Genomic DNA, 15,267 nt, shown 5'->3' with positions numbered 1-15,267 from the left:
GGGCGGCGCCGAGGCGCCAACCTATGCCCAGCTTTATTCGGGAGCATGGGTCCACCCCACATGTAGTGGGTGTCTGACTTAACCGGATAGGCACGGATTATTGGAAGGGTTTTTTTGGATTTTTGAAAAATAAAAATCCATTTCCACATATGCATTCATCAGTTGAAGAATTTTACCGTTCTAAAGTTAAAATTGCGCAAAACTCAACAAATTATTTTGTTGGTGTTGCTGAGCAATTCTGCAAGATTGGCAGCACAGACGATAATTTATCGAAAAATTTTACTATGGAACACATTGGCAATTATAATGATTTTAAAATATATCAAATTTCTAAATTGGGATATTTCGCTTCTGTGACCCCATATTTCGATATTTATGTCGATAAGGCAAAAAATTTCGAAATCTATTCGATACCGACGGTTCACCTCAAATTAACCCGCCGCACCGACGTCTTCCACAACGACGATCTCGATAAGGTTATCTTGGCAATCAACCTCGCCGGTGAGGTTAACCTTGTCTCCGACACGCTCTTGTCTTCAAAATTTGAGAACAATCAACAGAGGTCGTCGTAACCCGCATCATCACGGCTGTTCAACGCTCTGGTATAGTGAGGCGTGAGAGGGGGTAGCGGAGTCCGGCGAGTGCTGCGCCGTATCGATCTTGTCTCATCGTACCGGTCTTTTTGGCTTCGGGGGATATTGAAGCCGAAGCTGTGCATGCGAGCGACTATGCCTGGATTGGTTCGGATCCGCGCCAGGTCTTCACTCGTGGTAACATCTCCCTTGAAATAGCCGGTATTTTCCATTTTTCAGTGCGCGCGGCTCGTCTCGGCGGAGCGAGCGGCCGTGATAGGGCGGCTCGCAACGTCGCAGGCGGTCTCGGTGGTCTGGTGGAGCACCCAAGTTGAGAGATTGCGTATCGCGACGGAGCGTTCCAGCTGGATGATCACGGCGATCTGGGGGTAGAAATCGGTGCCGGCGAGACCATCGCGGGGTCCGAAGACAGTGACGCTGCCGCGATTGAAATTGCACCCACTCACGGTGGCCAGGATCGCAAGCAGAAGCCCGCGTGCCAGCTTGTTGCGCCAGATCCCGCAACATCAATGCCCCAGCGCCATGCGCCGCTTCGGTCAGTGACGCCATGTCGTGCAGCGCGCCGAGCGAAGTGCCATCCAGATCGATCACGCCTTCCGGCAGGTTGAACGCATCGCGGAACCCGGCCAGCGGATCGGCCGCGTCCAGCCCCGCCAGCGCCTGACGCCGATCGACCACGCTCAGCCCATCGGTTCGGCGATCACCGGGATCGACTTGGCCGCCGGTGTCTCGGCCAATTCGTCATGGTGATACAGCGGCAGCAGCGGGTTGGTCTCGGGATAATACGCCCCGACCGATCCGCTCGGAATATTATAGGCAATCGCGGTCAGATTCTCGACCATCCTGATCGTCGCATCGGTCGAAACCGTCCGCAGCCGCACCTTCCCGCCCGGCTTGATCCCGCGCGAGGCCATATCCGCCTCGTTCATGAACACCACCATGCGGTCGCCCTTGATGCCGCGATACCGATCGTCGTTGCTGTAGACCGTGGTATTGTACTGGTCATGGCTGCGCAGCGTCGCCAGGCGCAACAAACCAGGCTCCGCCGCCCGCGCGGTATCCTCGGCGACGCCTTTGAACACCAGGAAATTGGCCCGACCCGTCTTGGTCTTCCAAATCCGCTCGCTCGCCGGGTTCGGCAGCCGGAACCCGCCGGGTTCGCGCACCCGGCGGTTGAAATCGCGGAACAGCTCGGGATAGACCGCCTCGATATCGTTGCGAATCTTATCGTAATTCGCGGCATACCCATCCCAGTCGATATGCGTATAACGATCCGGGAAAATCGCCTTGGCCATGCCGCAGACGATCGCCACTTCCGACATCAGATGCGGGCTGGCCGGCTCCAGCAACCCGCCCGACGCATGCACGAAACTCATGCTGTCCTCGACCGTGACCGATTGCAGCACGCCGCCCTGTTCATCGAACTCGCTGCGCGCCCGGCACGGCAGCATCAACGCATCCTGCCCATGCACCAGATGGCCGCGATTGAGCTTGGTGGTGACGCCCACGGTCAGATGCAGCCGGCGCATCGCCGCCTCGGCCACCGGCGTATCGGGCACGGCGGCCACGAAATTGCCGCCCATCGCCAGAAACACCCGCACCTCGCCCCGCATCATCGCCTCGATGCTGGTCACCACGCCATGGCCGTGTTCGCGCGGCGGCTCGAATTTGAACACCGCACCCAGCCGGTCCAGATACGCCGCGGTTGGTTTTTCATCGATCCCGACGGTCCGATCGCCCTGCACGTTGGAATGCCCGCGCACCGGCGAAATCCCGGTGCCCGGACGCCCGATATTGCCCCGCAGCAGCAAAAGATTAACGCATTGCTGGATATTTTCCGAACCATGCTGATGCTGAGTAATGCCCATGCCGTACATCAGAATGACCGATTTGGACTCGCAATAAATCGTCGCGACCTGCTGCAAAACCTCGCGGCTCAAGCCGGATGTCGCAACAATGTCCTCCCACGGCGTTGCATCCAGATCGGCGACGAAATCCGCGAACCCATGCGTATGCGCCGCGATGAAATCCTCATCGAGCACGCCGCCGGTCCCGGCCGCCTTGCCGGCGCGATCCGCCTCGATCACCAGCTTCATGATGCCCTTGAGCGCCGCCGCATCACCGCCGACTTTCACCTGACAGTACAGATGCGCGATCTTCGCCCCGTTCGACAGCATGTCCTGCGTGCTCTTGGGGTCGGCAAACCGCTCCAGCGCCCGCTCGCGCAGCGGGTTGAGCACCACGATCCGCGCGCCACGCTTGGCCGCCTCACGCAGCGTGCCCATCGCGCGCGGCGAATTGGTGCCGGGATTCTGGCCGATGTTCAGAATCATGTCGGCGTGTTCGAAATCCTCGAGCACCGACGTCCCCTTCCCGATCCCGATCGACAGCGGCAGCCCGCGGCTGGTCGGCTCATGGCACATGTTCGAGCAATCGGGGAAATTATTGGTGCCCACCAACCGTCCCAGCAGCGCAAACAGAAACGCCGCCTCGTTCGAGGTGCGGCCCGAAACATAGAACTCCGCCTGATCGGGATGCTCCATCGCATTGATGTGCCGCGCAATCAGCGCGAACGCGTCATCCCACGCGATCGGCAGATATTTATCGCTCGCCGCATCATAGCGCATCGGCTCGGTCAGCCGTCCCTGCTCCTCGAGCCAGAGATCGCTCTTTGCCAGCAATTCCGTCACCGTGTAACGCTCGAAAAATGCGCGCGTCACGCGCTTGTCGGTCACTTCCCAAGCAATCGCCTTGGCACCGTTCTCGCAGAACTCAAACGACGACGTATGCTTCGGATCAGGCCACGCACAACCCGGGCAGTCGAACCCCTCGGGCTGGTTCGCCGCCAGCAGCGCCTTGCCGCCCCGCGCCACCACGCTCTGCCGCCGCAGCGCCTTCGCGGTCGCGGCCAGCGCGCCCCACCCACCGGCCGGTGCATCGTAGGGTGCGAAAATCTCGTCCTGCTCGGCCATGCGATACATCCTCAAGTGGTATGATGAAGGGACATTGGGGATTTCGGCCGATAACGCAACCGCTTTCTGTCGCAATGCAGCATGGGTTTGGCCGGGGGCCGCGCGATGATCCGTGGTAGCGAAGGGTAAGGGGAGGAAGAGTCTTCTTTTTTGTGAACAAAAAAGAAGCAAAAAAAACTTTGCTAATTTGGGCCCGTGCTGGTTTCGACGCCCGTGCCCCAGGGTCGGAAAGTTTTTTGCTTCTTTTTTTCAAAAAAGAAGCCCTTCCCTTCCCCTTCGCAGCACCCGATAACCCGCCCATGCGCACCCTGATCATCGATACCGACACCGCCTCCGACGACGCCATCGCCCTGATCATGGCCCTCCGCACGCCGGACGTGCGGATCGAGGCCATCACCATCGTCAGCGGCAATGTCGATGTCCGGCAAGGCGCCATCAACGCCGGCATCGTGCTCGACCTCTGCGGTGCCCGCGTGCCGGTCTATCGCGGCGCCGACCGCCCGCTGCTGAAACCCCGCGCCGATGCCGGCTATTTCCACGGCGCCGATGGCTTGAGCGACGTCGGGTTCCCACCCCCCACCCACCAGGCCGAACCCGAACCGGCGGTCTTCGAACTGATCCGACGCTGCCGCACCACCCCCGGCACGATCGACCTCGTCACCCTCGGCCCGCTGACCAACATCGCCCTCGCCCTGCGAATCGAGCCGCAACTCGCCACCTGGGTCCGAAGCTGCACCATCATGGGCGGCAACCCCGGCAGCATCGGCAACGTCACCCCGGCCGCCGAATACAATATCTGGTGCGATCCGGAAGCGGCCGCCATCGTGCTCGCCTCCGGCATGCCCATCACCCTGGTCGGCTGGGACCTCTCGCGCGGCGCCGCCTGCCTCGATGCCGATGACATGGCCCGCCTCACCACCTCCCACCACGCCACCGCCCGCTTCGCCATGGCCTGCTCCCGCGCCGCCCTGCGCGCCGCAACCGCAACCCAGGCCGAACCCGGCCTGCCCCTGCCCGACCCCGTCGCCATGGCCGTCGCCCTCGACCCATCGATCGTCACGCACACCACACGCTGCGGCGTCGCCATCCCGCTCGACGGCCTCGCCCGCGGCGCCACCTTGATCGATGAACTCGGCACCACCGGCCAACACGCCAACGACCCCACCTGGGCACACACACTCCCGCCCATCGACGTCTGCCGCAGCATCGACATCGCACGCTTCAAATCGATGCTGTTCAGAACGCTGGAACAGGACTGACCTGCGCCGAACACAATCTGGCAGCACCGATCACGAAGCTGTATAGTGCGGACATCATTCCTATATACGGAATGTCGCACCCTACCAGGAGGTCCCCATGACGGGCCGTTCGTTGATCCGCAGCCTCGCCGTCGCTGTCTTGCTCATGTTCGGCCACGGCATCGCATCCGCCCAAACCGCCGCAACACCCCAACAAATCCAGATCATGATCGCGGATGGCCACGCGCGCACCGCCCTGGCCGACCTGCGGCCGATCCTGCGCGCCCATCCGCAAAGCGGCGTCGCATGGTATCTCACCGCCGAAGCCCAGGACGCGCTCGGCAACCTGCCCGCCGCCCGCACAGCACTCGCCAAAGCAGAATCCGCAGCCCCCGGCCTGCCCTTCGCCAAACCCGATAAAGTCGCCGCCCTGCAAGCCCACCTCGCCAGCCCGGCACCCGCACCGCTCGCCCCCGGCGGCTTTCACATGAACAAATTCGGCCTGATCATCATCGCCCTGCTGGCCGTATTCTTCATCGTGCGGATCATCCGCCGGGCCCGCCAAACCACCATGCGCCCACCCCCGCCCTACGGCTTCGGCAACCAAAACATGGGCATGGGCAACCAACCCCCCTACGGACCCACCGGCCCCACCGCCACCGGGTCAGGCCTCGGCGGTGCCCTGCTCTCCGGCCTCGCCACCGGCGCCGCCTTCGTTGTCGGCGAGCGCATCGTCGGCGATATGCTCGGCAACTCAAACACCAACCGCAACGATGGCACCGCACCACCCGACCCCCAAGCCCCCGATCGCGACGACGGCCTGACCGGCTCACCCGATTGGAACGATAACAGCCAACCCCCCGACAACACCGACTTCGACCCCGACAACAACTGGTAAACGTATGGCGACTGATGATGGGTGGCGCCTAGAAGAAGCAAGGCCAGGGGCTCTGCCCCTGGACCCCGTTAAAGGCGGAGCCTTTAAAATCCTTTAGTTTTAGGCAAGGGGAGGGCGACCCAGGCCAGATCAGCTGAAAGTCCCAGGCAGCGCCCTCCCCTTGCCTAAAACTAGCGGGTTCTAAGGGCTCCGCCCTTAGTGGGGGTCGAGGGGGCAAAGCCCCCCGCCTTGCTTTCCCTCGGCACCACCCACCGCCAGTCGCCAAACGCTGCCCATGTTACGAGAACAAATCGTCGATGTCGGCTTCGCTGAAGGCGAGTGTGTCGCTGGCGGCGTTATCGAACAGGCCTTCCGCGAGTTGGCGTTTGCGCAATTTGAGTGATTCCATTTTTTCTTCGACGCTATCGGCCACCACCAGCCGGTGCACGAACACGGGGTTGGGTTGTCCGATCCGGTGGGCGCGGTCGGTCGCCTGATCTTCGACGGCGGGGTTCCACCACGGGTCGTAGTGGATCACGGTATCGGCCGCGGTGAGGTTCAGGCCGACGCCGCCGGCTTTCAGGCTGATCAGGAAAATCGGCACGTCGCCGCCCTGGAACTGGCTGATCGGGGTTTGCCGGTCGCGCGTGTCACCGGTGAGTTTGACCCAACGCAACCCGGCTTCGGCGAGCATGGTTTCGATCAAGGCGAGCATGCTGGTGAACTGCGAAAAAATCAGGATGCGCCGGCCATCGGCGACCAATTCCGGCACCATTTCCGCAAGCCGGTCGAGCTTGGCGGAAGCGACGCCTTCGGCCCGGTTGCCCGGCAGTTTGAGCAGGCGCGGATCGCAGCAGGTCTGGCGCAGGCGCAGCAGCGCTTCGAGGATCACGATATGGCTGCGCGCCAGGCCTTTCGCGGCAATCGCCTCGCGCACCTTGTTGTGCATGGTCAGGCGGATGCCTTCGTACAGATTGCGCTGTTCGGCCTCCATGGTGACGGATTCGACGATTTCGGTCTTGGGCGGCAGTTCGGCGGCGACCAGCGCCTTGGTCCGGCGCAGCAGAAACGGGCGCACGTAGCGGGCGAGCAGTTGCTGGCGTTCGGGATCGCCCTGTTTTTCGATCGGATTCCGCCAGCGCTTCTGGAAATTCTTCCGATCCCCGAGCAGTTCGGGGGACAGAAACGCGAACAGCGACCACAATTCGCCCAGGTTGTTTTCGAGCGGCGTGCCGGTCAGGCACAGCCGGTGCCTGGTCTGCAGCCCGCGCATCAGGCGCGAGGTCAGGGCGTTGGGATTCTTGATGATCTGCGCTTCATCGAGCACCACCATATGCCATTGCTGCGCGTGCAGCACTTCATGATCGCGGGCGAGCAGCGGGTAGGTGGTGATCACCAGATCATGCGCAGCGATCTCGCCAAACCGTGTGGCCCGATCCGGCCCGTGCAGCACCAGCACGCGCAGCGCCGGCGCGAAGCGTTCGGCCTCGCGCTGCCAGTTCACCACCAGGCTGGTCGGCGCGATGATCAGCGCCGGGTGTTCGAGCCGGCCTTCGACCTGTTCGATCAGAATATGAGCGAGCGCCTGCACGGTCTTACCCAGGCCCATCTCATCGGCCAGAATCCCTGCCAGCCCGCCCTGGCGCAGAAACTGCAACCAATCGACGCCCTGCGCCTGATACGGCCGCAGATCGGCGGTGAAACCGGGCGGGATTACGGCGGGCGGAATACTGCCGGTCTCGCCGAGCATGCGCCCCAGCCGGCGCAGCGGCTCGCCGCCGGACCAGGTCGTGCCGGCCGCAGCGCTCGCCTGTTCGAGCGCCGCGAGCAGTGCCGCATCGTAGGTGGAAACCCGAAACTTGCCCGCCCCGTCGCGCGGCGTCGCGGCGAGCAGATCATGGATCGCGCGGACAATCGGCAGCAGCCGCGCGCGCGGCAGCGCGAACACGCGGCCATCCGGCAGCGGCAGATAGAAGGGCTCGTCCGAATCATCCGGACCATCGTCATCCAGATCGGCATCATCGCCATCTCCCGCGCCCCAATCCTCCAGCGACCACCCCTCGCTGCCGATCAGATCGATCACTGCGGGCAACAAATCGATCCGCTCGCCATCGACCACCACGCCCAGATCGAGATCGAACCAGTCGACCCCGCTGCCCGTGGCCTCGGTGCGTTCGCTGAGCGATGCGGTGAGCGGCGCGTCATCGCCCTTGACCAGCCGGACCGGCAGATCATCGGCGCTGATCACCACCCAGCCCGCCGCCCGCAGCTGCGGAGCGTCGTGATAGAAAAACTCCAGCCACTCAAGTTCGGAATCGACGTCGCCGCCAGCCAGGATCAGATCGCCCGCCGACCCACTGGCTGCACCCGTCGCCGCCCTGAACCCCAATCTGGTCAGCCACCGCATGGCATCGGCTTCGGCCGCCTCGTCACGGACAACCGCAAAGATCGCCGCACCTTTGGTAAAGCGCGGCAGCGTGCGGTCATCGTGCGCCGCCACCTCGAAATCGCCGTAGCGAAACCCAAGCCGGGCGATACTGATGGTCATGACCGCGCCGTGCAGATCGCGATAACCGCCCATCCAGGACGGCATGCTGATTCGGCGCGGCTCGATCCGCAGCACCGGCACCGGCGGCACCGCAATCTCCTCCGGCGCCGCCAGCACGGGCGGCGCGTGCGGTGCCACCGCCGGCACATCGCGGGCCAGCCGCGCACGCAGCGCCTCGGCCTGCTCGGGCGGCACCGGCGGTGCCGCGAGCAGCGTGTCGGCCAACCGATCCGCCAGCCCGGTCCGCACCGGTTGCGCGAGCCCCGTATCGGGCGTGATGCACCACGGCGGCGTCAGGCGCACCGCAATCCCGGTGTCCGGCAGCTCGAACGTCGGGCTCTGGCTGCCATCCTCGTTCAGCGCCCAGACAATGCCGGCCTCCAGCGGCGGCCCCGCCTGCATCACCACGCCGTTCACCGCCTCCCACCGGCCGCGCCCCGTCGCCAGAATCGCGTGCAGCAGCGCGTTCCCCTCGACCCCGCTCAGCCGCACAACAAACCCGCTCGTCGCCCCCCGCTGCGCCATGCGCGACAGGCGCGGCAGGATTTCCCGGTCCGACGGGCGCAGAAACTTCGTCCCGCCGACGCCGCGATCATCGAGCGTGCCCGGATCATAGGACGACGTCACGGTCGAAAGACTGCCATCCTTGAGCAGGCGCACCGAAACCGCCTCGATCCCGATGTCCGACACCTGCGGATTAGGGCCGGACAGCGGCTCGAACACATACATCAACCGCTGGTGGATATCCGCGGGATATTCCTCATCCGCCCCCGCCTGCGCCAACCGCAGGTCGTTCATCCAGATCTGCAACCGCGGCGACAGGCTGCCGGTGACCGGCGCGGCACCTGTCTGCGCCGCCGCCAGGCGCCTGCGCACATCGGGCTGGGCCGCGTGCAGCAACGTCGCCACGACATGCTTGCAATTGTCCGCAACCGGGCAGCTACAATCGCCCGCAAACAAAAACCCCCTGACCCCACGACGCGCCGAAACCCGCACCCGATAAGGCAGCGGTTCGGTGCCGATCACCTCGGCGGTCAGCACCGTGCCGGATTTTTCCAGCGCGACCGACGCCACCTGCCCCCGCTTGGCATAGGCCCGTCCCCGCACGACGGTTTCGTGACCGAAGATCGACGGCAATTTTTCGGGGATCAAGCCCGCGAGCACATCCAGCATCGGCAGCGCCCCGGGCGATTCGGCAGACCGGCTCACGAGATCACACGACGTTGCAGCAATTCAGGAACGAACAAATCCATACACCTCTTCTCTTGGCCGCCCATTCGCCCGACCGGACCCCTCGTTATAGAGGACCTTGCCCTGAACCCAAGGGGGTCGGGTTCAACCAACGTCGGCATATCCGTTTTTTTTCACCGAACCGAACCCTCGCCCGCACCCCGCCACCGCGCGAACCTTGCCGCCCCGATCCCGCCCCGGCATACCAAGCGCGCAGGCATGATCCCGAAGGAGGCAGTACGAATGGCGACCACCAAGCGGAACCTCATCTTCGCTCTCGCCGCCATCATCACCGGCCTGATCTCCATCGCCTTCGGCCTCGGCGTCGATCAGGCCAGCACAATCTTCGCCCGCGCCACCGCGCATCATCGCTGGATCGTGTTCATCCTCTGCCCCGCCGGTTTCGCCTTGATCGTCACCCTCACCCGCCGCGTCTTCCCCGGCGCGCAAGGCTCCGGCATTCCCCAGGCGATGGCCGCACTCCAGATGCAGGATGCCACCGGCGTCGATGCCGTGCTCTCCCTGCGGATCGCCACCGGCAAATTCCTGCTCACCCTGCTCGGCTTCATGGTCGGCGCCTCGATCGGCAAGGAAGGCCCGACCGTACAGATCGGCTGCGCGGTGATGAATATCTGCGGCCGCATGGGGCTGGAACGCAGCCACGCCCTGCAACGCCTGCTCATCCTGGCCGGCGGCGCCGCCGGCATCACCTGCGCCTTCAACGCGCCGATCGCCGGCATCATCTTCGCGATCGAGGAAATGGCCCGCAGTTTCGATGATCGGCAAGTCCGCTCGATCATCCTGGCCGCCTTCGTCAGCGGCGTCACCCTGTTCCTCGCGCTCGGCTACCACCCGTATTTCGGCCTGTCCCCGGCCTCCCTGCCGATCGGCGCGGCTTGGCTTGCGGTTCCCGTCTGCGCTGGCATCGGCGGCATCGCCGGCGGCGCCTTCGCGCGCATCTTGGTCAAACCTGCGCAATTCATGCCCGGCCCGATCAACCGCCTCGCGACCAACCGGCCGGTCGCCTTCGCCGCCCTGTGCGGGCTGATCCTCGCCGCCATCGGCTTCGCCTCACACGGCCAGGTGTTCGACGCCAGCTACGGCCAGGCCCGCGCCGCACTCACCCAGGGCATCATGCCGCCGCTCGATTTCGCGCCGCTGAAATTCCTCTCCACCCTCGTCTCCTACCTGTCCGGCATTCCCGGTGGCATCTTCGCCCCCTCGCTCGCGGTCGGCGTCGGCATCGGCACCGGCTTCGCCCACCTCCTGCCCGGTCTGCCAGTCTCAAGCTTCGCCATGATCGGCATGGCCGGCTATTTCTCCGGCGTCGTGCAATCACCGCTCACCGCAACCGCCATCGTCATCGAAATGACCGCCAACCCCGCCATGACCGTCCCAGTCGGCATCGCCGCCATCCTCGGCACCATGGCCTCGCGGCTGGTCTGCAAAACACCGGTCTATCACGCAATGGCGCAGCAGTTTCTTCGGGTGGTTGAGCATTCTGTGCCCGTCTCTGCGGTCGGACAGTAGAAGGGAAGCACTTCTTTTTTGTAAAAAAGAAGCAAAAAACTTTCTTTAATCTGGGGCACGGGCGTTGGGACCGGCACGGGCCCGAATTAAAGAAGTTTTTTTTGCTTCTTTTTTGTTCACAAAAAAGAAGAATCCTTCTCCCTCACCGAGGCGCCGCCGCCCGCCGCAACCGATCATTGATCGCCGCCCCCAACCCCTCATGCGGCACCGGCGCCGCCGCAATCCCCGCCAATCCCGCCGCCACCGATGCCGCGTCCAGCCGATGCAGCGCCTCGAACAAATGCGCCGCCGCCTCCCGCAGATCACCCGCCGCCGATAAATTCACCGCCACCGGCGCCGCAACCACCGCCGGCCCGAACCCAAGCCACGATTCCGACTCACTAGGTGCCACGGCATCGAGCCGGATCGGCAGCGACGGCGCGTAATGCGACCGCATCATCCCCGGCGCGATAATCCTCCCCGCATCGGCGGCATAGTCAACCGGCCCGATCACCGCCTCCAGCGCCTCACGCGCAACACCGCCGGGCCGCAGAATCGTCGCTGTCGCCGTGGTCAGATCGACAATGGTCGATTCCACCCCCACGCTGGCCGCCCCGGAATCGAGCACCGCCGCAATCCGCCCGGCCAGATCCCCATGCACATGCGCCGCACACGTCGGGCTCAGCCGGCCGGACCGATTGGCCGAAGGTGCCGCAATCGGCACACCCGCCGCCTCGATCACCGCGCGCGCCGTCGCATGGCCCGGCACCCGCACCGCCAGGCTCGCCAGCCCCGCCGCCGCCAGGCTGGAAACCCCGCTCCCGGCACGGCGCGGCAACACCAGCGTCAACGGCCCCGGCCAGAACGCTTCAGCCAGACGCCGCGCCCGCTCATCCGCGATCACATGAACAAAAGCCTGCGCCGCATCGGGAAAATGGCAGATCAGCGGATTGAACTGCGGCCGCCCCTTCGCCGCATAAATCCCCGCAACCGCATCACCATCGGTCGCATCCGCCCCCAGCCCATAAACCGTCTCGGTGGCAAACGCGACCAGACGACCCGTTCGCAACAACAATGCCGCCCGCGCGATGCCATCGGCATCATCGCGCAAAACCTCGGTCATGCCTCGTCGGGTTCGGGGGCCGGCGGCAGGTCGCGCGCCACTTCCGGGCTATGCAGCAACCGGTTGATCCTGGTCGCCTCATCGAGCGCCAGATCGGGTTGAAAATGCAGGTCGGGCACGAATTTCGTCCGCATCCCCTGCCCGATCGCGCTGCGCAGAAACGGCCCGACCCGCTTGAGCGCCGGCAGCAGCGGATCGGTCGGAACATTGCCCAGCCGCGAGACGAACACCGTCGCGTGCTTCAAATCCGGGCTCATCCGCACCTCGGCAACCGTCAGATGCACCCCGATCAGATCAGGATCACGAAACTCGGTGCGCGCCAACACGGCCGAAAGCCGATGCCTGATGTCCTCGGCCACCCGCCGCATCCGCTGCGACGGGCCGTCCTGCACCTTGCCGGCAACGCTGGCCCGGTCGGTGCTGCCCCGGCCCCTGCCCGCACCGGTCATGCTGGAACGAGTTCGGTCTCGTAACATTCCACCACATCGCCTTCGCGAATATCGCCGAACCCGGCGAAGGACAGGCCGCATTCATAGCCGCGCGCCACTTCGCGCACATCGTCCTTGAACCGCTTGAGCTGCGACAGCTCGCCCTGATGCACCACCACGCCCTCGCGCAACAGCCGCACGCCGGCGCCGCGCTTGACCAGCCCTTCGGTGACATAACAACCCGCCACCTTGCCGGTCTTGGTGATGTTGAACACCTGGCGGATCTCCGCGTAGCCCAGGAATTTCTCACGATGCACCGGCGCGAGCTTGCCCTTGACCAGTTTTTCGATGTCGTCAGCCACCTGATAGATGATGCTGAAATACCGTATATCGACGCCGTCCCGGTTCGACAGCGCGCGCGCCTGCGCATTGGCCCGAACATTGAAGCCGACCACGATCGCATCCGACGCCTTGGCAAGCTGCACGTCGCTCTCGGTGATCTGCCCAACCGCGGCCAGCAGCACCCGCACCCGCACCTCGTCATTGCCGAGCTTGGTCACCAGCGCCTGAATCGCCTCGGCGCTGCCCTGCACATCGGCCTTGATCAGCAGGGCAACTTCCTTCTGCTCACCGGCCTGAATGCGCGCCAGCATCTGATCGAGCGTGCCGCGCGCCGCCGCACCGGCCACCGCGTTGGTCTCGCGCAGACGGCGCTGACGGAACTCGGCGATCTCGCGCGCCCTTCCCTCGTCCTCGACCACCACGAACGCCTCACCGGCCGATGGCACGCCCGACATGCCCAGAATCTCGACCGGCACGGAAGGCCCGGCACTGGTCACCGGCTTGCCATGCTCATCGAGCATCGCCCGCACGCGGCCCTGTTCGGTCCCCGCCACCACGATATCGCCCTGCTTGAGCGTGCCCTTCTGGACCAGGATGGTCGCAACCGGCCCGCGTCCACGATCGAGCCGCGATTCGATCACCGCACCCTCCGCGCTGCGATCCGGATTGGCCTTCAGATCCAGAATTTCGGCCTGCAGCAAAATCGCTTCCTGCAACCGGTCGAGCCCTTCGCGCTTCAGCGCGGACACTTCGACATCCTGCGTCTCGCCGCCCATTTCCTCGACCGCGATGTCATATTGCAGCAACTCGCTGCGCACCCGCGTCGGGTTGGCGTCCGGCCGATCGATCTTGTTGATCGCAACGATAATCGGCACGTTCGCCGCCTTGGCATGGCGGATCGCCTCGATCGTCTGCGGCATCACCCCATCATCGGCGGCCACCACCAGCACGACAATGTCGGTCACCTGCGCGCCACGCGCCCGCATCGCGGTGAACGCCTCATGGCCCGGCGTATCGATGAAAGTCATGCGCTCACCGCTCGGCAGAGTCACCTGATAGGCACCGATATGCTGGGTAATGCCCCCCGCCTCGCCGGCGGCAACGCTGGTCGAGCGCAGCGCATCGAGCAAACTGGTCTTGCCGTGATCGACATGGCCCATGATGGTCACCACCGGCGGCCGTGTCCGCATGTCGGCATCGGCATCCACCACGCCCTCGAGGCCGATTTCAACATCGCCTTCCGAAACGCGCTTCGATTTGTGGCCGAATTCCTCGACCACGATCTCCGCGGTATCCGCATCGATCGATTGCGTCGCGGTCGCCATCACGCCCAGCTTCATCAAGGATTTGACGACGTCGGGCACCCGTGCCGCCATACGGTTGGCCAGTTCCTGGACCGTAATGGTCTCGGGCAGAATAACATCTCGCACAACGCGCACCTGATCTGAACGGAGCATTTCGAGTTCGGCCTGGCGACGCTCACGGTCGCGCTGCCGACGAACCGAGGCGAGCGAACGAACCCGCTCATCCTCGCCCGACATGGCGGCCTGCACATCGATCCGGGCACCGCCGCGGCGACGATCATCCACCACCTTCTTCGCGGGTGCCGCAACCGGCTTGCGCGCCGGCAATGCACCGCCCCCGCCACCGGGGCGGCGGGCGACACGCGGCGCCTCATCCTCATCCTCGCGGCCACGGCCGGCTTTCAGGCGCAGGGTCTCCGGCGTCACGGCTGCGGCCGGCGTGGTCGTGGCCGGCCGGCGTGGCGCGGTCGCGGCATCAACCCGGCGCGGCGGCGCGCTTGCCGGTGGGGCCGGCGCTGGCGTTGCCGGTGCGGCGTCGGTCGCGGCCGGTGCTTCGATTGATTCGGATGGCTCGGCAACCGGCGCGGCCGGCGGATTGGCGGCCTCTTCCTCGCGGCGGCGCGATTCTTCCTCGATCCGCTTGCGGTTCTCTTCCTCGGCGACCTTGGCGGCCTCTTCCTCGCGGCGACGCGCTTCTTCGGCGGCGGACAGGATCGAAATCGTCTCCTGCTCGCGGCGTTCGGCATCACGCTTGGCGGATTCGCGCTGCTGCTCGGCCACGGCGCGCTGGCGCGCGGCCTGCTCGGTCGCGGTCAGGCTGCGCGGCACCGGTGTCACGGTATTGCCGCCACGCACCGGCGCGGGCGCCGGCCGGGTCGCGGTGGATTCACTGGCGCTACCGGGGGCACCGCCGCGCTTCTTGCGCACCTCGACCTGCACCACTTTCGAGCGGCCATGGCTGAAGCTCTGCCGCACCGACCCGGCATCGACCGTACGGCCAAGCTCGGTCCGGTTCGCCGGCCGCAGCGAGAGCCGCCCTTTGGTTTCGCCTTGATCCTGCTCGTCGCTCATACAATCCGGTCCGTATTCAATTCAGTTTCTTA

The 15,267-nt window shown here is 64.7% G+C and carries 10 protein-coding genes; 4 read left to right on the top strand and 6 right to left on the bottom strand.

The features are described from left to right. The first annotated feature begins 149 nt into the window (after positions 1 to 149). A complete protein-coding gene (locus B7X49_RS11600) occupies positions 150 to 572 on the top strand; it encodes a hypothetical protein (RefSeq protein ID WP_286703911.1) in 423 nt (140 codons plus the stop codon). 236 nt (positions 573 to 808) lie between these two features. Here B7X49_RS11600 and B7X49_RS11595 read toward each other — a convergent pair whose 3' ends face one another. Together B7X49_RS11595 and B7X49_RS11590 are read right to left on the bottom strand one after the other, a co-directional pair. Further along, positions 809 to 1,039 carry a hypothetical protein gene (locus B7X49_RS11595; RefSeq protein WP_286703912.1) on the bottom strand — a complete coding sequence of 77 codons (231 nt, stop codon included), beginning with the start codon at positions 1,037 to 1,039 and terminating at the stop codon, positions 809 to 811. Between the two features lie 234 nt (positions 1,040 to 1,273). Further along, positions 1,274 to 3,565 carry an FdhF/YdeP family oxidoreductase gene (locus B7X49_RS11590; protein WP_286703913.1) on the bottom strand — a complete coding sequence of 764 codons (2,292 nt, stop codon included), beginning with the start codon at positions 3,563 to 3,565 and terminating at the stop codon, positions 1,274 to 1,276. Positions 3,566 to 3,864: 299 nt separating this feature from the next. Between B7X49_RS11590 and B7X49_RS11585 the strand changes: the two genes are divergently transcribed. Both B7X49_RS11585 and B7X49_RS11580 read left to right on the top strand, forming a co-directional pair. Further along, positions 3,865 to 4,824 carry a nucleoside hydrolase gene (locus tag B7X49_RS11585; RefSeq protein WP_286703914.1) on the top strand — a complete coding sequence of 320 codons (960 nt, stop codon included), beginning with the start codon at positions 3,865 to 3,867 and terminating at the stop codon, positions 4,822 to 4,824. Positions 4,825 to 4,921: 97 nt separating this feature from the next. Next, entirely contained in the window at positions 4,922 to 5,701 is a 780-nt protein-coding gene (locus tag B7X49_RS11580) for a M48 family metallopeptidase (RefSeq protein ID WP_286703915.1), read from the top strand. Positions 5,702 to 5,978: 277 nt separating this feature from the next. On the opposite strand, the gene B7X49_RS11575 is transcribed toward B7X49_RS11580, so the two are convergent. Continuing rightward, entirely contained in the window at positions 5,979 to 9,437 is a 3,459-nt protein-coding gene (locus tag B7X49_RS11575) for a DEAD/DEAH box helicase (RefSeq protein WP_286703916.1), read from the bottom strand. 264 nt (positions 9,438 to 9,701) lie between these two features. Between B7X49_RS11575 and B7X49_RS11570 the strand changes: the two genes are divergently transcribed. Next, positions 9,702 to 10,988, top strand: coding sequence for a chloride channel protein (locus B7X49_RS11570; protein WP_286703917.1), 1,287 nt, complete (start codon positions 9,702 to 9,704; stop codon positions 10,986 to 10,988). A 142-nt stretch (positions 10,989 to 11,130) separates the two neighbouring features. Here the strand turns inward: B7X49_RS11570 and B7X49_RS11565 are convergent, their stop codons facing one another. The 3 genes from B7X49_RS11565 to infB are packed head-to-tail and all read right to left on the bottom strand — an operon-like array spanning position 11,131 to position 15,235. Then, positions 11,131 to 12,090, bottom strand: coding sequence for an L-threonylcarbamoyladenylate synthase (locus tag B7X49_RS11565; protein WP_286703918.1), 960 nt, complete (start codon positions 12,088 to 12,090; stop codon positions 11,131 to 11,133). Continuing rightward, complete coding sequence (gene rbfA / locus B7X49_RS11560) at positions 12,087 to 12,566, bottom strand: 30S ribosome-binding factor RbfA (RefSeq protein ID WP_286703919.1); 480 nt, start codon at positions 12,564 to 12,566, stop codon at positions 12,087 to 12,089. Before rbfA ends, B7X49_RS11565 begins: the two co-directional genes overlap by 4 nt. Beyond that, positions 12,536 to 15,235: a translation initiation factor IF-2 gene (gene infB / locus B7X49_RS11555; RefSeq protein WP_286703920.1), complete on the bottom strand. Its 2,700-nt coding sequence runs from the start codon at positions 15,233 to 15,235 to the stop codon at positions 12,536 to 12,538. The genes rbfA and infB overlap by 31 nt, the downstream gene beginning before the upstream one ends. Positions 15,236 to 15,267: the final 32 nt, after the last annotated feature.

The sequence above is a fragment of the Acidiphilium sp. 34-64-41 genome (assembly GCF_002282635.1).
Lineage (GTDB): Bacteria > Pseudomonadota > Alphaproteobacteria > Acetobacterales > Acetobacteraceae > Acidiphilium > Acidiphilium rubrum.
Note: the sequence above shows the minus strand (reverse complement) of the source record. Positions and strands in the feature narration are given on the sequence as shown.